General features: G+C 65.0%; 18 protein-coding genes. 3 read left to right on the top strand and 15 right to left on the bottom strand.

Annotated features, from left to right (window positions below; genetic code table 11):
* Positions 1-35: 35 nt before the first annotated feature.
* The 8 genes from leuC to rplS form a co-directional block, all read right to left on the bottom strand.
* Positions 36-1445, bottom strand: coding sequence for a 3-isopropylmalate dehydratase large subunit (leuC, locus tag AC0YKC_RS20795; protein ID WP_488512367.1), 1410 nt, complete (start codon positions 1443-1445; stop codon positions 36-38).
* 65 nt (positions 1446-1510) lie between these two features.
* The gene (locus AC0YKC_RS20790) at positions 1511-1672 is read right to left on the bottom strand and encodes a hypothetical protein (protein WP_434725781.1); all 162 of its coding nucleotides are present in this window, start codon (positions 1670-1672) and stop codon (positions 1511-1513) included.
* Positions 1673-1841: 169 nt separating this feature from the next.
* Complete coding sequence (locus AC0YKC_RS20785; protein ID WP_488512366.1) at positions 1842-2492, bottom strand: class I SAM-dependent DNA methyltransferase; 651 nt, start codon at positions 2490-2492, stop codon at positions 1842-1844.
* A 259-nt stretch (positions 2493-2751) separates the two neighbouring features.
* Positions 2752-3564 carry an amino acid ABC transporter permease gene (locus AC0YKC_RS20780; RefSeq protein ID WP_488512365.1) on the bottom strand — a complete coding sequence of 271 codons (813 nt, stop codon included), beginning with the start codon at positions 3562-3564 and terminating at the stop codon, positions 2752-2754.
* A gap of 305 nt (positions 3565-3869) precedes the next feature.
* A complete protein-coding gene (locus AC0YKC_RS20775) occupies positions 3870-4667 on the bottom strand; it encodes a transporter substrate-binding domain-containing protein (protein WP_488512364.1) in 798 nt (265 codons plus the stop codon).
* Positions 4668-4837: 170 nt separating this feature from the next.
* Positions 4838-5338 (bottom strand): MarR family winged helix-turn-helix transcriptional regulator, encoded by a 501-nt coding sequence (locus AC0YKC_RS20770; protein ID WP_320298089.1) that lies wholly within the window; start codon positions 5336-5338, stop codon positions 4838-4840.
* Positions 5335-5775, bottom strand: coding sequence for an organic hydroperoxide resistance protein (locus AC0YKC_RS20765; protein ID WP_488512363.1), 441 nt, complete (start codon positions 5773-5775; stop codon positions 5335-5337). The genes AC0YKC_RS20770 and AC0YKC_RS20765 overlap by 4 nt, the downstream gene beginning before the upstream one ends.
* Positions 5776-5943: 168 nt before the next feature.
* A complete protein-coding gene (gene rplS / locus AC0YKC_RS20760; RefSeq protein ID WP_140810401.1) occupies positions 5944-6465 on the bottom strand; it encodes a 50S ribosomal protein L19 in 522 nt (173 codons plus the stop codon).
* Positions 6466-6809: 344 nt separating this feature from the next.
* Between rplS and AC0YKC_RS20755 the strand changes: the two genes are divergently transcribed.
* Positions 6810-7562 (top strand): sulfite exporter TauE/SafE family protein, encoded by a 753-nt coding sequence (locus AC0YKC_RS20755; RefSeq protein WP_488512362.1) that lies wholly within the window; start codon positions 6810-6812, stop codon positions 7560-7562.
* Here the strand turns inward: AC0YKC_RS20755 and trmD are convergent.
* Positions 7544-8245, bottom strand: a complete 702-nt coding sequence (gene trmD / locus AC0YKC_RS20750) for a tRNA (guanosine(37)-N1)-methyltransferase TrmD (protein WP_488512361.1) — start codon at positions 8243-8245, stop codon at positions 7544-7546. The genes AC0YKC_RS20755 and trmD overlap by 19 nt on opposite strands.
* Positions 8242-8841: a ribosome maturation factor RimM gene (gene rimM / locus AC0YKC_RS20745; RefSeq protein WP_434724514.1), complete on the bottom strand. Its 600-nt coding sequence runs from the start codon at positions 8839-8841 to the stop codon at positions 8242-8244. Before rimM ends, trmD begins: the two co-directional genes overlap by 4 nt.
* Positions 8842-8939: 98 nt before the next feature.
* Between rimM and AC0YKC_RS20740 the strand changes: the two genes are divergently transcribed.
* Together AC0YKC_RS20740 and AC0YKC_RS20735 are read left to right on the top strand one after the other, a co-directional pair.
* Positions 8940-9878, top strand: a complete 939-nt coding sequence (locus tag AC0YKC_RS20740; protein WP_488512360.1) for a tyrosine recombinase XerC — start codon at positions 8940-8942, stop codon at positions 9876-9878.
* Positions 9879-10185: 307 nt separating this feature from the next.
* Entirely contained in the window at positions 10186-11250 is a 1065-nt protein-coding gene (locus AC0YKC_RS20735) for a TraB/GumN family protein (RefSeq protein ID WP_488512359.1), read from the top strand.
* Between the two features lie 839 nt (positions 11251-12089).
* Here AC0YKC_RS20735 and lpdA read toward each other — a convergent pair.
* The 5 genes from lpdA to odhB form a co-directional block, all read right to left on the bottom strand.
* Positions 12090-13496: a dihydrolipoyl dehydrogenase gene (gene lpdA / locus AC0YKC_RS20730; RefSeq protein WP_488512358.1), complete on the bottom strand. Its 1407-nt coding sequence runs from the start codon at positions 13494-13496 to the stop codon at positions 12090-12092.
* Positions 13497-13520: 24 nt separating this feature from the next.
* The gene (locus tag AC0YKC_RS20725) at positions 13521-14276 is read right to left on the bottom strand and encodes an SDR family oxidoreductase (protein ID WP_488512357.1); all 756 of its coding nucleotides are present in this window, start codon (positions 14274-14276) and stop codon (positions 13521-13523) included.
* Positions 14273-14785 carry a hypothetical protein gene (locus AC0YKC_RS20720; protein WP_488512356.1) on the bottom strand — a complete coding sequence of 171 codons (513 nt, stop codon included), beginning with the start codon at positions 14783-14785 and terminating at the stop codon, positions 14273-14275. The genes AC0YKC_RS20725 and AC0YKC_RS20720 overlap by 4 nt, the downstream gene beginning before the upstream one ends.
* Entirely contained in the window at positions 14785-15519 is a 735-nt protein-coding gene (locus tag AC0YKC_RS20715) for a DUF4241 domain-containing protein (protein ID WP_488512437.1), read from the bottom strand. The genes AC0YKC_RS20720 and AC0YKC_RS20715 overlap by 1 nt, the downstream gene beginning before the upstream one ends.
* Before the next feature lie 70 nt (positions 15520-15589).
* Positions 15590-16864, bottom strand: a complete 1275-nt coding sequence (odhB, locus tag AC0YKC_RS20710) for a 2-oxoglutarate dehydrogenase complex dihydrolipoyllysine-residue succinyltransferase (RefSeq protein WP_320298100.1) — start codon at positions 16862-16864, stop codon at positions 15590-15592.
* Between the last annotated feature and the right edge of the window lie 15 nt (positions 16865-16879).

The raw sequence follows: 16879 nt of genomic DNA, 5'->3' as shown, positions 1-16879 counted from the left end.
GACGACGTGTCCGGGCCCTTTGTTGAGCGCTGCGGTTACTTCCAGTCGCGGATGTCGACGAAGTGGCCGGCGATCGCCGCGGCCGCGGCCATGGCCGGCGACACCAGGTGCGTGCGGCCCTTGAAACCCTGCCGGCCCTCAAAATTGCGGTTCGAGGTCGAGGCGCAGCGCTCATGCGGCTTCAGCCGGTCGTCGTTCATGGCCAGGCACATCGAGCAGCCCGGTTCGCGCCAGTCGAAACCGGCGGCGACGAAGATCTTGTCGAGGCCTTCGGCCTCCGCCTGTTCCTTGACCAGGCCGGAACCCGGCACGATCATGGCGTTGACGCGCGGGTTGACCTTCTTGCCCTCGACCACCTTGGCAGCGGCGCGCAAATCCTCGATGCGGCCATTGGTGCAGGAGCCGATGAAGACGCGGTCGAGCGCGATGTCGGTGATCTTGGTCCCCGGCGTCAGGCCCATATAGTCGAGCGCGCGGATCTTCGACGTACGCTTGTTCTCGTCCGCGATCTCTTCGGGATTGGGCACGATGCCCTGCACCGAGACGACGTCCTCGGGCGAGGAGCCCCAGGAGACGATCGGCGGCAGCTTGGCCGCGTCGAGCACAACCACCTTGTCGAAATGCGCGCCTTCATCCGAATTGAGCGTCTTCCAATAGGCGAGCGCTGCGTCCCAGGCGGCGCCCTTCGGCGCACGCGGCTTGTCCTTCACATAGGCGAAGGTCGTCTCGTCCGGCGCGATCAGGCCGGCACGCGCGCCGCCCTCGATCGACATGTTGCAGATCGTCATGCGGCCTTCCATCGACAGCGAGCGGATCGCCTCGCCGGCATATTCGATGACGTAGCCAGTGCCGCCTGCGGTGCCGATCTCACCGATGATGGCCAGGATGATGTCCTTGGCGGTGACGCCTTCGGGCAGCTGGCCGTCGACGCGCACCAGCATGTTCTTGGCCTTGCGCTGGATCAGCGTTTGCGTCGCCAGCACATGCTCGACCTCGGACGTGCCGATGCCATGCGCCAGCGCGCCGAAAGCGCCATGCGTGGAGGTGTGGCTGTCGCCGCAGACGATGGTCATGCCCGGCAGCGTAAAACCCTGTTCCGGCCCGATGATGTGGACGATGCCCTGGCGGATATCGTTCTCGGAATAATATTCGATGCCGAAATCCTTGGCGTTCTTGGCCAGCGCCTCGACCTGGATGCGGCTTTCCTCGTTCTTGATGCCGAACTTGCGCTCGGGCGAGGTCGGCACGTTGTGGTCGACCACGGCCAGCGTCTTTTCCGGATGCCGGACCTTGCGGTTGGTCATGCGCAGGCCCTCGAAGGCCTGCGGGCTGGTGACTTCGTGCACGAGGTGGCGGTCGATGTAGAGCAGGCAGGTGCCGTCGTCCTGGCGGTCGACCGTGTGGTCGTCGAAGATCTTGTCGTAGAGGGTGCGCGGTGCGCTCATGTGCGTAAATCCGTCGATATGAGAAATGGGAAAGCTGACGGCCTTCGGCCGGCAAGCGACTTCGGTCAGTCGGCCTGGCTAAGTCGGCTGGTGAGCGCGCCGCAGACCCGCGCGGAAAATCGCGACGGCAGGCGCTTCCTGTCCTGCAGCACGAAACCCTTGTAGGCCGGATCGCTGAAAAGCTTTTCCATGGCGGCGTAGATAGCAATGTTTTGGCTTTTCGGCAATTAGCGCGACGCTCCCCTTCTCCCCTTGCGGGAGAAGGTGTCGCCGAAGGCGACGGATGAGGGGTGCTCCAGATGCCACCAACGTCTCACTCCGCTGGAACACCCCTCATCCGTCTCGACGCTACGCGCCGATCCACCTTCTCCCACAAGGGGAGAAGGTAAGTAGCGCTCACATCACCTCAAACACAAACGTCTTCACCAGCGCTTCCGGATCGCCGATGGCGTAGCAGCGGAACCATGGGCTTTGCTCCACCAGGCGCCATTTCTTCGTCCGCTCCATCTCGTCGAACACCGCCTGAAAACCGCCGCTCTCGAAAACCTGGTCTCGCACGGTGAAGATGGCGTGGCCGCCGCTTTTGGTGATGCGCGCCAGCTCGTGCAGGCCGGAGGCCGGCGCATGGCCGATGGTGAAGACGCCGGTCGAGAAGAAGGCGCGGAAATGCCGGTCGGGCCAGGGCAGCGGTCCGCCGAGCATCGCCTTCTTCAGCTCGCTATAGGCCGGCTTGCCATCGGCCTGGCGGCTGCCGGCGATCTTCAGCATGTCGTCGGAGAGGTCGAGCCCGGCGATGTCGCCATAGCCCAAAGCCTTCAGCGACGGCCCCGACAGGCCGGTGCCGCAGCCGGCGTCGAGCAGCGGACCTTCGCCCGCCGGCACGTGCCGCGCCACCCAGGCGGTGATGAGGAAAGGCAGGAGATAGCCGAGCGAGGCGGTCTCGCTGTCATAGGTCGCCGCCCAGTCGGCATAGGCCTTGGCAAGCCCTTCCGGCGTGTCGGCCGTGTAGACGGAGTCCAGCGCCGCATTGGCCTTGTCGAAATTCATGAAACGATCCTCTTGGCCTTAGGGTGTATTGAGATTCAGGTCAGGCCGAGTCGAAAATGGTGGCTTTCGAGAACCGGCCTACGCCGGCCGTAGCCTTCATAGAGCGGAGACACTTATGAGGGCTTCGGCCGGCGAAGGCCGGAGCGGAGCGGACATTCGGGTCCGTGAGCACCGGAAGCGCAGAAAACCATCATTTGCAGGCCGGGCATCACCTGAATATCAACACACCCTGGATCGTAGCGCGGACTTTTGCCGCCGGCTATTCCTGAAGCTGGCGGCGCAGCCGCTGTTCCAGCGCCCGCAGCGCCAGCGACAGGCCGACGGTCAGGATGAGGTAGATATAGGCGACGATCGAATAGGTCTCGAAGAAGCGGAACGAGCCGGCGGCATAGACCTTGCCGATCTGGGTGATGTCGGCGACGCCGAGCACGGAGACCAGCGAGGAATCCTTGACCATGGCGACGAAGTCGTTGCCGAGCGGCGGCAGGATCATGCGGATCGCCTGCGGGAAGACGATCAGCCGGAACCGCTGCGCGCGGCTGAGCCCAAGCGCCTTGGCGGCCTCGATCTGGCCCTTCTCGACCGACTGGATGCCGGCCCGGAACACTTCCGAGATGAAGGCCGAGTAGCCGATGGTCAGCGCCATGATGGCGCGCCACAGCAGCGAGACATCGCGCACCAGCAGTTCGCCCATCAGGCCGGCCCCCTGCAGCGGCGCGGTCAGCGCGTTCCAGGCCGCGACGAAGGCCGGCGCGCCGGCGAAGGCGATCCAGAACAACAGCACCAGGATCGGCACGCCGCGGATGATCTCGACATAGAAGCGCGCGACCTGGCGCAGCCACTGCGATCCCGACAGCGCCATCAGCGCGATGCCGAGCCCAAGCGCGGAGGCCAAGGCGAAAGCGACCGCGGTGACGAAGATGGTGATGCCGATGCCCTTGGCGACGGTGGCGAAGACCTGCGCATAGAGGTCGCTGGAGGCAATGGCGAGGGCGGCGGCCAAAGCAAGGACGAGGGCGGCCGCCAGCCACCAGGGGAATTCGGGTTTGGCAGCGGATGTTACGGGCGGCATCAGTTCCCAACGCTGGTGAATAGATGCCTTCGCAAGAGCTGCTGATCTCCCCCCTTGCGGGGGAGATGTCCGGCAGGACAGAGGGGGGTGCTGTCCCGCCGGCCCATCAACTGACTACGATCACAGCCTCTGATCGGATTCGATTCGAAGAGGCGTGAAATCGAAACCTCGCGTTCCGGCACACCCCCCTCTGCCCTGCCGGGCATCTCCCCCGCAAGGGGGGAGATCGGACGTCGCGGCGGCTTTCGCCAATTACCGACGTTGAAGGATAGGCGGCGCACACGCACCACTCTCAACAACAGGGCCTACTGCCCCATCTTGTAATCGAGGAACCACTTCTTGTTGAGCTTGTCGAACGTGCCGTCGGCCTTGAGCGCGGCGATCGCGGCGTTGACCGGCTTCACCAGGTCGGAGCCCTTCGGGAAGATGAAGCCGAAATCCTCGGTGCCGAGCGGCCCGCCGATCAGCTTCAGCTTGCCTTCGGAAGCATCGACATAGCCCTGCCCGGCGGTGCCGTCGGTGAGCACGACATCGACGTCGCCCGTCTTCAGCGCCTGCACCGTCGCGCCGAACGTCTCGAACAGCTTTATGCGCGGGTTCTGCTCGTTGCCGTCGAGCACGCTGTAGACGGCGGTGTAGAACGGCGTGGTGCCGGGCTGCGCGCCGATCAGCCCGTCCTTGAAGGCGCCGAAGCTCTTGGCGTCGGTGAAGCGGCTTTCATCGCCGCGCACCAGCATGAACTGCTCCGAGCGCATATAGGGGTCGGAGAAGTCCACCTTCTCCTTGCGGTCGTCCTTGATGGTGATGCCGGTCATGCCGATGTTGTACTGGTTGTCGGAAACCGCCTGGATCATCGCGTCCCAGGAGGTGTTCTGATACTCGACCTTGAAGTTCAGCCGCTTGGCGATCTCGTCCATCGCGTCATATTCCCAGCCGATCTGCTTGCCGGTCTTCTTGTCGATGAACTGCAGCGGCGGATAGGCGTTTTCCGTCACCACCACGACCTTTTTGCCACCGAGATCGGGCAAATTGTCGGCGAGTGCGGCGACAGGCGCGAGAACGCAGGCCACCATGGCGGCCAGCAGCAGTTTCGACTTGGTCATGACAAATCCCCGAATGTGCGACCGCGCAGCAATTTTCGCGGCCGGGAAAAATCCTGGCACCGACTTTAGCTTGCCGCAAGCGCCTTGCAAGCCGGTCTGCCGCGACCTGGCGCGCCAATACGCAATCCGATGCTCTTCAAGGATGGTTTCGAGGATGACCGTTGCCGTGATCAGTCCTGGTCCGCCGTGGACTCGCGCAGTCCGGCGACCAGCCGTGTCAGCGTGCCGTGCAGGGCTTTGAGCTCGGCCCGCTCCAGCGGCATGCCGCAGCTAAGCCCTTCCTGCACGTCCTTCATCTTCGCCCGCAGCGCCTCGCCCTTGGCTGTCGGCTCGACCAGCACCCGGCGTTCGTCGGCGCTGTCGCGCCGGCGCGTCACCAGGCCCCCCGCTTCCATGCGCTTGATCAAGGGCGTCAGCGTCGCCGAATCGAGACCCAGCGCTTCACCAAGCTCGCCGACCGTGCTCGGCGAACGCTGCCACAGCGCCAGCATCGCCAGATATTGCGGATAGGTGAGGCCGAGCGGATCGAGCAACGGTCGATAGAGCTTCGTCATCAGCCCGCTTGCCGAATAAAGCGCGAAGCAGAGCTGCTGGTCGAGACGCGGCACGGGAAACGCCCCGGCGCTATCCGCCGGGACGTCGCTGGGCCGAATTTCGGTTTCAGTCGTCATGCTGCCTTTGCCGGACGCGCCACCGTCGAGAGCGCCACATCGATATTGCCCCGGATGGCGTTGGAATAGGGGCAAATCTTGTGCGCTTCCGATACAAGCGCCTCTGCGCCCGCCTGATCAAGCCCCTTGATCTCGGCCGCCAGCGAAACGCCAAGACGGAAGCCGCCCTGGTCGTTCGGATAGAGGCTCACCGTGGACGTGACCGAAGCGTCCTGCAGCGGCAGCTTCTGCTGGCGGGCGACGAAACGCACCGCGCTTTCGAAGCAGGCCGCGTAGCCGACCGCGAAAAGCTGCTCGGGATTGGTGGCGCCACCCTTGCCGCCGAGTTCCTTCGGCATCGCCAGATCGACCTTGAGCAGGCCGTCGCTGGTCTCGCCATGACCGTTGCGGCCGCCGCTGACGTGAGCCTGGGTGCTGTAAAGTGCCGACATTTTCATCTCCATTTGATTTGTACACGATCATTTGGTGTACAAGATAATTAGCTGTCAACGACGACGAAGCGGTTTTCTTGCCGCAAGCGATCACGGCTTGGTGAGATGAAGGCGGTGGCAGAAATGAAAAAGGCGGCCGAAGCCGCCTTTCCAAAATTTGTTTCGCAAAAAACCTTATTCGGCCGAAGCAGCCTCGGCGGCGGCCTTCTTCTCAGCGGCTTCCTTGGCGGCCGTCTCGGCGGCCAGCGCCTGGGCGGCGGCGACCTTCTCGGCCTCGATGCGGGCGCGTTCGGCGGCCAAAGCATCACGCTCTTCGTCGTTCAGCTTGCGGGCGCGCACGCCGGTGTTTTCCGAAATGCGGGCCGACTTGCCGCGACGGTCGCGCAGGTAATAGAGCTTGGCGCGGCGCACCTTGCCGCGGCGCACGATCTCGACGCCCTCGACCATCGGCGAGTAGACCGGGAAAACGCGCTCGACGCCTTCGCCGTAGGAAATCTTGCGCACAGTGAAATTCTCCTGGAAGCCGGAGCCGGCGCGGGCGATGACGACGCCCTCATAGGCCTGGACGCGGGTGCGGGTGCCTTCGGTGACGCGCACCTGGACGCGCACGGTGTCGCCCGGCTGGAATTCGGGTAGCTTGCGCTTGGCTTCGATCTTGGCGGCCTGTTCGGCCTCGAGCTGACGGATGAGATCCATCTCAAATATCCACTTCTTGTTCTTCCGACAGTCAGAGCGTCCTCAGCTCACCTTGCAGTTCCAATGACCGCTCGGCTATGCCCTTTGTCGAAACATCGGGCAGGGACGACTACACCGCACTTGTTGACGGGTCCGAAAGATCGTTCTTCCGGTTCGGGCGGCGACATACAGCCATTTTGCCGCTTTGTCACGCCCCTAATGCATGTCGCCCGGAAGTGTGCGCGGTTCTGGGACGACGACATGCATCAAAACAAGGACTTTGAGGCATATTTTGCGTCCATGGCCCACGTTTATTGCGGCCGTGCCGGGTTGCGCGGGCCTCGCAAGCTTTCTAAGCGGGGAAAATGACTTTTTTCGATGCCGTCTTGCTCTTTCTGTCGGGTTTTGTCTCCGGCGCGGTCAATGCCGTCGCCGGCGGGGGCACTTTCGTCACCTTCGGCGCCATGACGCTGGTCGGCGTACCGCCGATCGTCGCCAACGCCACCTCCTCGGTGACGCAGTTTCCCGGCTACATCACCTCGACGCTCGCCTATCGCGACGACATAAAACATTTCTGGCGCCAGGCGCTGCTGCTTTGCATCATCTCCGCCTTCGGCGCGCTGGCCGGCTCGCTGATCCTGCTCGCGCTCTCCAATCCATCCTTTCGAGCGCTCGTCCCCTGGCTGCTGATCGCCGCGACCGCGCTGTTCGCCGCCGGGCCGTGGCTTAAACCGACAGCCGGACCGGAGCACCAGGCCTCGGTCGGCACGCTTGCCGGCTCGCTGGCGCAATTCCTGACGTCAGTCTATGGCGGTTTCTTCGGCGCCGGCATGGGCGTGATGATGCTGGCCACGCTCGGCCTGACCCAGGCCGGCGACTATCACAAGCTCAATGCGCTGAAGAACATGCTGGCTGTGGTCATCGCTGCCATCGCCATCCTCGTCTTCGTTTCCGGCGGCGTCGTCGCCTGGCCGCAAGCGATCGTCATGATCCCGGGCGGCGCGCTCGGCGGCTATGCCGGCGTCTGGATCGCCAAGCGCGTGCCGCAGGGCGTCGTGCGCGGCTTCGTCGTCGCCGTCGGCCTGTTCCTCGCCTTTTACTACTTCAACAAGGGCTGATCCGCCGCCAAAAGATCCGGCCGCCGTTCCCGCGTCAGCTTCTCGGCCTCGGCGCGCCGCCAGTCGGCAATCTTCTTGTGGTTGCCGGAGATGAGCACGTCCGGGATCGGCCTGCCCTCGAATTCCTGCGGCCGCGTGTAATGCGGATGCTCGAGCAGGCCGTTCTCGAAACTCTCTTCCTCGCCCGAGACGGCATTGCCCATGACGCCGGGCAACAGCCGCACAACGGCGTCGAGCAACACCAGCGCCGCGGGCTCCCCGCCCGACAGGATGAAATCGCCGATCGAGACCTCCTCCAGCCCCCGCGCCTCGATCAGCCGCTGGTCGACGCCTTCGAAACGGCCGCACAGGATGACGGCGCCCGGCCCGGCGGCCAGCTCGCGCACGCGCGCCTGCGTCAGCGGTTTTCCGCGTGGGCTCATCAGCAGCTTCGGACGTTCATCGCCCGGCGGCGAGGCGTGGTCGATCGCTCTTGCCAGCACGTCGGCGCGCATCACCATGCCGGCGCCGCCGCCGGCCGGCGTGTCGTCGACGGTGCGATGCTTGTCGGTGGCGAAATCGCGGATCTGGATCGCCTCAAGCGACCATGTCCCGGCCTCCAGCGCGCGGCCGGCCAGCGATAGGCCGAGCGCGCCCGGGAACATCTCCGGATAGAGCGTCAGCACCGAAGCGGCAAAGCTCAACGGTTGCCCCCGGCGTCCTTCGGTCCGCGCGGCCTGCCCTTCGGGTCGAAGCCGGCATCCTTGGGCACTTCGCCGTCTTCTTCGTCTTCAACCAGCCCCGCCGCTTGAGGGTTGACCTCCACGAATCCGTCGGCGATCGAAACATGCGGCACCGCGGCTTGCGTGAACGGGATCAGCACGCCCTTGCGGCCGGCAAGCGTGACGTCGAGGATATCGCCGCCGCCGAAATTATGCACGGCGACGACCTTGCCGATGACGCCCGTGTCGTCCCGGACGTCGAGGCCGATGAGGTCGGCGTGATAGAATTCGTCCTCCTCGCCATCGTCGGGCAGCACCGAGCGGTCGACGAAAAGCTCGGTGCCGGCCAACGCCTCGGCGGCGTTGCGGTCAGCGACGCCCTTGAAGCGCACGACCACGACGGTGCCAGCCGACCTGATGTCCAGGATCAGGAAGGCACGGCCATCCTTGGCAAAGAGCGGTCCGTAATCGGCCAGCGCCAGCGGATCGCCGGTGAAGGTCTTCACCCGCAATTCGCCCTTGATGCCGTGCGCGGCACCGATCACGGCCATCTGTACGGGATTTTCGAGCTTCGACATCGGCGGCGCTTCCTTTGCTCTGCTCTAACCCCGTCAAGCCGTCATTTCAATGATCGCCTCTTCACCGCTTCCTAACCCGCTTGCCCGAAACTGCCGTCATGCAGGAATTCCTCATCCCGGCAAAACCCGACCTTCAGGCGGCGCGCGAGACGTGGCTGAAGACACTGGCGCGCGAGCGCCGGCTGTCGCCGGAAACGGTCGAGGCCTATGAGCGCGACACCCGCCAGTTCCTGCATTTCCTGACCGGACATTGCGGCGGTCCGCCCGGTATTTCGGACATCGCCGACCTGCGCCCGGCCGACCTGCGCGGCTTCCTCGCCAAGCGCCGCAATGACGGCGCCGGCGCCCGCACGCTGGGGCGCGGCCTTGCCGGCATCCGCTCGCTGCTGCGCTTTCTCGAACGGCGAGGCGTGGTCAATGCTGCGGGTGCTGCGGCGCTGCGCGCGCCGCGCCAGCCGAAATCGCTGCCCAAGCCGCTGACGGCAAGCGACGCCAGGCAGGTCGTGGCGGTGGAGGGCCAGCTTGCGGAGGAGCCATGGATCGCCGCCCGCAACGCCGCCGTGCTGACACTGCTCTACGGCTCCGGGCTGCGCATCTCCGAAGCGCTTGGATTGACCGGCGGCGACCTCGCCTCGGAGGTCGACACCGTGCTGCGCGTCACCGGCAAGGGCGGCAAGACGCGGCTGGTGCCTGTGCTGCCGGTGGCCCGCAAGGCGGTCATCGAATACCGCCGGCTCTGTCCCTTCCACATCGACGCCAAGGAACTGCTGTTCCGCGGCGCGCGTGGCGGCCCGCTCAACCCGGCCATCGTCCAGCGCGAGATGGCGAAGCTGCGCTCGGCGCTCAACCTGCCCGACACCGCGACGCCGCATGCCTTGCGGCATTCCTTCGCCACCCATCTGCTCGGCCGTGGCGGCGACCTGCGCACCATCCAGGAACTGCTCGGCCACGCCAGCCTGTCGACCACGCAGATCTACACCGGCGTCGACACGGCAAGGCTGCTCGATATCTATGAGAAGGCGCATCCAAGGGCGTGAGACCGCCGACTTCCTCATTCTAGGGCGGAGCAAGGAGCGAAGCGACGCGCGCAGACCCTGGAATCCATGCCGTTACCCTGATCGTAGGGCGCAACGGAGCAGAATTCTGCACCCTTGCAACACGTTGAAGTCACGGAATGGATCCTCGGGTCTGCGCGCGTCGCTTCGCTCCTTGCTCCGCCCGTGGATGACGACCCGATGGGCGTTTCCGCTAACCACCAAGGGCATCCCATGCGACTCCGCACCTCAAACAATTTCACCCCGCCGGTTAACCGTTTTGCCGCTTTTCGGCGCTAAGACGCTTCTCATGAAACGCGTCATCGCCATCGCCGACCGCGCGGCCCTTGTCTCGTTGAAGCTGCTCGCGGCGCTCAACCTGCTGTTCTTCCTGTCTTTCCTTGTCGTTCTGCTGCTTGCCGGCCGGGCGCATGCGCAAGCCCCCAGCTGCGCCGGCGCCGATCTTTTGACCGCGCTGGAAAAGAGCGACCCCGCCGCCTTCAAGAAGGTCGAGACCGAGGCCGCGGCCGTCCCCAACGGCAAGGGACTGCTGTGGAAGCTGGAGAAACCGGGCGAAAAGCCGTCCTATCTGTTCGGCACCATGCACATGACCGATACACGCGTCACCACGCTGCCGGCCGCCGCGCAGAAAGCCTATGACGGCGCCGGCACGATCGTCATCGAGACCACCGATGCGCTCGACAAGGCCAAGATGATGGCCGCCATGGCCAGCGAACCCGGCCTGATGATGTTCACCGACAACACCACACTGTCGTCACTGCTGTCGCCGGACGATGCGGCGGCGCTAAACAAGGGGCTCGACGCGCGTGGCATTCCGCCGGCGACGGTTGCCAAGATGAAGCCGTGGATCCTGTCGGCGATGATGGCGTTGCCGGCCTGCGAGGTGGCGCGCCAGAGCGCCGGCGAACCCGTGCTGGACGTCAAGCTCGCTTCGGACGCCAAGGCCTCGGGAAAGGACGTCGAAGGGCTCGAGACCGCCGTCGATCAGTTGCGCGCCATGGCCTCGCTGCCGCTCGAATTCCATATGAAGAGCCTAGTCGAGACGATGAAGCTCGGCGACAAGGTCAACGACGTCAACGAGACCATGATCGTGCTCTACCAGCGTGGCGAGGTCGGCATGTTCTGGCCGCTCTTCCGCGCCGTTTTGCCGGAGACGGCGGACGACAAGGCCGGCTATGCCGCCTTCGAGCAGACCATGATCACCAGCCGCAACAAGGTGATGGCGGCGCATGCCGGGCCGATATTGGCCAAGGGCAACGTTTTCATGGCAGTCGGCGCCATGCATCTGCCCGGTCCGGAAGGACTGGTCGAGGATTTTCGCAAGGCAGGGTATATTGTTACCGCCGTCAACTGAGTCGTCTGGCGGCTGGCGGACCTGAAAACGCCGGTTTTTCAGCGCTTTCCGCCCGTTCGCGTGAAACCCGATGCGGGATCAGCGCGTTGATGGCTGTTATTTTGATGACTTTCATCCAAGGAGGACACGTTTCATGGCGAACCCTAACGACCCCTTCACCCCTTCGAGCACGCCTCCCACCTCGAGTGGCGGTGGTGGCGGCAGCGGGTGGCTGATCGCCCTTGTTGTCATTATCCTGGCTATTGTTGCGTATTATGTCTTTGGCAGAAGCGGCGGCGAGCACGCCCCGGCCCCGGCTGAGCCGCCGGCCGCCAGCACGCCGGCCCCTGCGCCTGCAACGCCTGCCCCAGCCCCTGAGCCGGCACCCGCTCCGGCGCCTGCCCCGGCTCCCGCGCCGGCCCCGGCTCCTGCACCCGCGCCGGCCCCTGCTCCGGCACCGGCCCCTGCTCCGGCACCTGCCCCGGCGCAGTGATCGGGGCTACAGCTTGACGACGAACGGCCCGCCTTTTGGCGGGCCGTTTTGTTGAGGGCTATCATGCCTTCGTCATACTCGGGCTTGACCCGAGTATCCATGCCGTGACCGTTGCCATGGAGCGCAACGGCGCAAAATTCTGTAACCGCTGCAACGCCTTAGCGTCACGGCATGGATCCTAGGGTCTGCGCGCGTCGCTCCGCTCCTTGCTTCGCCCTAAAGCAGGTCGCGTGAAAAAGGATTCACGCAACCTGCTTTAAGTCTTTGATCTTAAGCATGTCTTTGTCCCGAAACCGGGACCACTTCCGGGAGACATGCTTTAGGATGACGAAGCGATGGGCTTTCGATGTCGGCGCGTGGCGCGTCCTTAAATATGAATAGGCTTGAAGAATGTCGCCAGCGCGGCTTCCTTCACCGCTTCCGACATCGTCGGATGGGCGTGGCAGGTCCGCGCCAGGTCTTCCGACGAGCCGCCGAATTCCATCAGCACCGCCGCCTCGTGGATCATCTCGCCGGCGCCGAAGCCGACGATGTGGACACCGAGCACGCGGTCGCTCGCCTTGTCGGCCAGGATCTTCACGAAACCGTCGGTATGCAGCATGGCGCGCGCGCGGCCGTTGGCGCTGAATGGGAATTTCCCGGCCTTGTAGTCGATGCCCGCCTTCTTCAGCTCCTCCTCGGTCTTGCCGACCGAGGCGATCTCCGGGCTGGTGTAGACGACGCTCGGGATGACGTCGTAGTTCACATGGCCGGCCTGGCCGGCGATCGTCTCGGCGACCGCGACACCCTCGTCCTCGGCCTTGTGCGCCAGCATCGGCCCGGCGACGACGTCGCCAATGGCATAGATCCCGGGCACGTTGGTCCTCAGATGCCCGTCGGTCCTGACGCGGCCGCGCTCGTCGACCTCGACGCCCGCTTCCTTCAGGCCGAGGCTGTCGGCATAGGGGCGGCGTCCGGTGGCGACCAGCACGACATCCGCCTCGATGGTTTCGGCAGCACCGCCCTTGACCGGCTCGAAGGTGACGGCGGCGCCCTTCTTGGCCTTGGCGACGCCGGTGACCTTGGCGCCGAGCTTGAACTCGAAACCCTGCTTGGACAGGAGCCGCTGGAACTGCTTCGATATCTCGCCGTCCATGCCGCCGAGGATAGTGTCGAGAAACTCGACGACCGTGACCTTGGCGCCGAGCCTGGCCCAGACCGAGCCTAGCTCCAGCCCGATGACGCCACCGCCAACCACCACGAGGGTGGCTGGCACCTTGGCCAGCGACAGCGCGCCGGTGGAGGAGACGATCACCTTCTCGTCGAAATCGACCTTGACGCCCGGAATGCCCGCGACATCGGAGCCGGTGGCAATGACGATATTCTTCGTCTCGATCTCCTCGACCTTGCCGTCCTCGCCGGTCACCGAAACCTTGCCGGCGCCGACCACCTTGCCGGTGCCGCGAAAGGCATCGATCTTGTTCTTCTTGAACAGGAAGGCGACGCCGTTGACGTTGGAGGCGACCGTCGTGTCCTTATGCGCCATCATCTTCTTCAGATTGAGTTTTGGCGCCGGTATCTCGACGCCGAGCGTATCGAAGGCGTGGCCGGCCTCGGCGAACATCTCGGAAGCGTGGAGCAGCGCCTTCGAGGGAATGCAGCCGATGTTGAGGCAGGTGCCGCCGAAGGTGGCGTTCTTCTCGACCACCGCCGTCTTCAGCCCGAGCTGTGCCGCCTTGATGGCGCAGACATAGCCGCCCGGTCCCGATCCGATGATTACGACGTCATAAGCCATATGGTCTTGTCCTTTTATCTGGCCTCAGCGGCCGCCGCTCACATTCAGGATCGAGCCCGTTATATAGGAGGCCGCGTCCGACAGAAGATAGAGAACCGCGCTGGCAACTTCATCCGGCGTGCCTGCGCGTTTCATCGGCAGCAGGTCCTGCATCCGCGCCACGCGGTCGGGCTGCCCGCCCGAGGCGTGGATTTCGGTGTCGGTGATGCCGGGGCTGACCGCGTTGACGCGGATACCTTCGAGAGCCACCTCCCGCGCGAGCCCGATGGTCATGGTGTCGATCGCGCCCTTGGAGGCGGCGTAGTCGACATATTCGCCGGGCGAGCCGAGCCTTGCTGCCGCCGAGGACAGGTTGACGATGGCGCCGCCCTTGCCGCCGTGACGGGTCGACATGCGCTTCACCGCCTCGCGCGCGCAAAGGAAGGAGCCGACCACGTTGATGCGCATCATGCGCTCCAGCCGCGCCACGCTCATCTCGTCGACCCGCGCCTTGACATCGACGATGCCGGCATTGTTGACGAAGGCGTCGAGCCCGCCGAAATTTTTGTCGACCATCTCGAACATCGCGAGGACATCGGCCTCGTTGCCGACATCGCCCTTGACCGCGAAGGCATCGCCGCCGGCGGCTTTCAGCTCGGCGACCAGCGCGTCTGCCGCCGCCTGGTTGGAGGCGTAGTTGATGGCCACGCGGTAGCCGGCCTGGTTCGCCTGCCGACAGATGGCGGCGCCGATGCCGCGGCTGCCGCCGGTGACCAGCAGCGTCTTCAAGTGCGCGCTCATTCCTGGCAGCCTTTCAGCACGAAGATGTCCCATGGCACCTTGGAGAAGCCGGCGGGGCCATAGGCCGCCGACATTTCGAGCGACGGCCCGAGATCGGGAAAGATCAGGGTTTTCGGCGCGTCGGCGCCTTCGGCCGGCAGCAGGCCGACGCTGCCCTTCTCATCAGTGCTGTAGATGACGCCCTCCCAGACCGTGCAGGCGGCAAGCTCCTCGCCGGTGACGTCGCCGGTCGGGCATTTGTACATCAGCGAGCCATGCGGCCGCGCGGCGCTGCCCTCGGTCCACATGGCGATGCCGTCGAGCACGACATTGTTGTCGAGGATCATGCGGAAGGAATTGGTGATGGTCGCCGAGGTGCCGGCCGGCGTGAAGTCGATCTCGGCGCCGCTCTGCGCCTCGCCATAGACGGCGAGCTGGATCGGACAGGCAGCCCGCGCGCCGGAAGTCGCGGCCGTGAGAGCCAGCGACCCGGCCATCAATCCGATCATGGGCGAGGCGGCATTCGTCATCACTTTGCCTGGTTGTTTTCGCGGCCATCGGCATTTTCGAGCACGCCGAAATCGGTCATCAGGACCACTGGCTCGCCTACCGCGTCCAGCCCCCAGAAGGATGGGTAGAAACCATCGCCCCAGCCGCTCCAGAACATCGCGATGTTGACCGGATTGGCGGCGTCCGGATGATGCATGACGAACCGGTCCTGGTTGGGCGCGAACTCGGCCGCCAGCACATCGTCATAATAGTTCTGATCGGGCTTGAGCTTGTCCTGCGCGGCCGTCATCAGGGCCATCGCCGCCTTGTCCATGAACGCGCCGAGGCCGGCATCGACGGGGTAGCCGAAGATCTCGTCGCCGTTCAGCGTCGAGACGTCCTGTCCGGGCAGGACGGCGAGTTCCCAGCGCACCGGCACCCCGGAATGGAAGCGCAGGAAAGCGGCGGCGACGCGACCCTGCGCCTCGAACAGCGTGACCGGATAGCGCCCGGACTTCACCTTGCGGGCCAGCGCCGGCCAGTCGTCGGTCGTGATCAGGGGGTCGCAGGCGATGATCTCGCCAGTCGGCAGTTCGAGCTCGCCGATCGGCGTGACGGCGATCTTGCGCTCCGCCAATTGCACGTCGCTGAGCGCGAAGACGCCGAAATTGCTGCTGGCCGTCGCCGCATCCCAGTCGGCGGCCACTGCCGGAGATGGCAAGGCGGCGGAGAGGCCAAGCACCACGATGCTTCGCCCGAAAATCCGCCGCCGCAAGCCGCGCGCCGCCCGACCCAGACCGAACCCTAAATCCTCCAGCCAGCCGCTCACGGCACGACCGATCCGATCACAGATCGAGAACCAGCCGCTCGGGGTCCTCCAGACTTTCCTTGACGCGCACCAGGAAGGTCACCGCTTCCTTGCCGTCGACGATGCGGTGGTCGTAGCTGAGCGCCAGATACATCATCGGGCGGATGACGATCTGGCCGCCGACCACCACCGGCCGGTCCTGGATCTTGTGCATGCCGAGGATGCCGGACTGCGGCGCATTGAGGATCGGCGTCGACATCAGCGAGCCATAGACGCCACCATTGGAGATCGTGAAGGTGCCGCCCTGCATGTCGGCGACCGACAGCTTGCCGTCGCGGGCGGCGAGGCCCAGCCGACCGATCTCCTTCTCGATCTCGGCGATGGACATCTGGTCGGCATCGCGCACCACCGGCACCACCAGGCCCTTCTCCGTGCCGACGGCGACGCCGACATGGGCGAAATTCTTGTAGATGATGTCGGTGCCGTCGATCTCGGCATTGACCGCCGGGATCTCCTTCAGCGCATGCGTCACCGCCTTGGTGAAGAAGCCCATGAAGCCGAGCTTCACGCCATGCTTCTTTTCGAACACGTCCTTGTATTTGGACCTGAGCGCCATCACCGCGCTCATGTCGACCTCGTTGAAGGTGGTGAGCATGGCGGCGGTCGACTGCGCTTCCTTCAGGCGGCGCGCGATGGTCTGGCGCAGCTTGGTCATGCGCACGCGTTCCTCGCGCGGCGCATCCTCGGTTGAGGACGGCGCCCGCGCCACGACCGGCGCCGGAGCAGCCTTCGGCGTCTCGGCCGGCTGCGAGGGCGCGCCCCTGGCGATGGCGTCGAGCACATCGCCCTTCAACACCTGGCCGCGCTTGCCCGAACCGGAGAGCTGGTCGACCGCGAGATTAGCCTCCGCGATCAGCTTGGCGGCGGCAGGCGCCGGCGGCATCGTGCGTGGCTCGATCTGACCGGCATCGCCAGCGATTCTGGCGGTTTCGGCCGCGGCCTGCTTGCCAGTGGATGCAGCATCCGGGCTGGAGGCTTGCGCCACCGCCTGCGGCTTGGTCGCCGGGGCTCCGCCGCCCACCGAAATCGAGCCGAGCAGCGCCCCGACATTGACCGTCTCGCCTTCCTTGACGGTGATCTCGGCCAGCGTTCCGGCGCCCGCGGCGGGCACTTCCACCGTCACCTTGTCGGTTTCGAGTTCGACCAGCGGCTCGTCGGCGGCGATCGCGTCGCCGACCTTCTTGAACCACTTGCCGACGGTCGCCTCGGTGACGGATTCGCCGAGAGTGGGGACGCGGATTTCGGTAGCCATTGTGCCTGTCCGTTG

It is taken from the genome of Mesorhizobium sp. CNPSo 4661 (assembly GCF_057784215.1).
Note: the sequence above shows the minus strand (reverse complement) of the source record. Positions and strands in the feature narration are given on the sequence as shown.

Coding starts and splice junctions, on each gene's coding strand:
- AC0YKC_RS20775 (WP_488512364.1), bottom strand. CDS start 4,667: ATGACCAAGTCGAAACTGCTGCTGGCCGCCATGGTGGCCTGCGTTCTC.
- AC0YKC_RS20770 (WP_320298089.1), bottom strand. CDS start 5,338: ATGACGACTGAAACCGAAATTCGGCCCAGCGACGTCCCGGCGGATAGC.
- leuC (WP_488512367.1), bottom strand. CDS start 1,445: ATGAGCGCACCGCGCACCCTCTACGACAAGATCTTCGACGACCACACG.
- AC0YKC_RS20785 (WP_488512366.1), bottom strand. CDS start 2,492: ATGAATTTCGACAAGGCCAATGCGGCGCTGGACTCCGTCTACACGGCC.
- AC0YKC_RS20735 (WP_488512359.1), top strand. CDS start 10,186: ATGAAACGCGTCATCGCCATCGCCGACCGCGCGGCCCTTGTCTCGTTG.
- AC0YKC_RS20755 (WP_488512362.1), top strand. CDS start 6,810: ATGACTTTTTTCGATGCCGTCTTGCTCTTTCTGTCGGGTTTTGTCTCC.
- AC0YKC_RS20780 (WP_488512365.1), bottom strand. CDS start 3,564: ATGCCGCCCGTAACATCCGCTGCCAAACCCGAATTCCCCTGGTGGCTG.
- AC0YKC_RS20740 (WP_488512360.1), top strand. CDS start 8,940: ATGCAGGAATTCCTCATCCCGGCAAAACCCGACCTTCAGGCGGCGCGC.
- AC0YKC_RS20725 (WP_488512357.1), bottom strand. CDS start 14,276: ATGAGCGCGCACTTGAAGACGCTGCTGGTCACCGGCGGCAGCCGCGGC.
- rimM (WP_434724514.1), bottom strand. CDS start 8,841: ATGTCGAAGCTCGAAAATCCCGTACAGATGGCCGTGATCGGTGCCGCG.
- AC0YKC_RS20720 (WP_488512356.1), bottom strand. CDS start 14,785: ATGACGAATGCCGCCTCGCCCATGATCGGATTGATGGCCGGGTCGCTG.
- lpdA (WP_488512358.1), bottom strand. CDS start 13,496: ATGGCTTATGACGTCGTAATCATCGGATCGGGACCGGGCGGCTATGTC.
- rplS (WP_140810401.1), bottom strand. CDS start 6,465: ATGGATCTCATCCGTCAGCTCGAGGCCGAACAGGCCGCCAAGATCGAA.
- odhB (WP_320298100.1), bottom strand. CDS start 16,864: ATGGCTACCGAAATCCGCGTCCCCACTCTCGGCGAATCCGTCACCGAG.
- AC0YKC_RS20765 (WP_488512363.1), bottom strand. CDS start 5,775: ATGAAAATGTCGGCACTTTACAGCACCCAGGCTCACGTCAGCGGCGGC.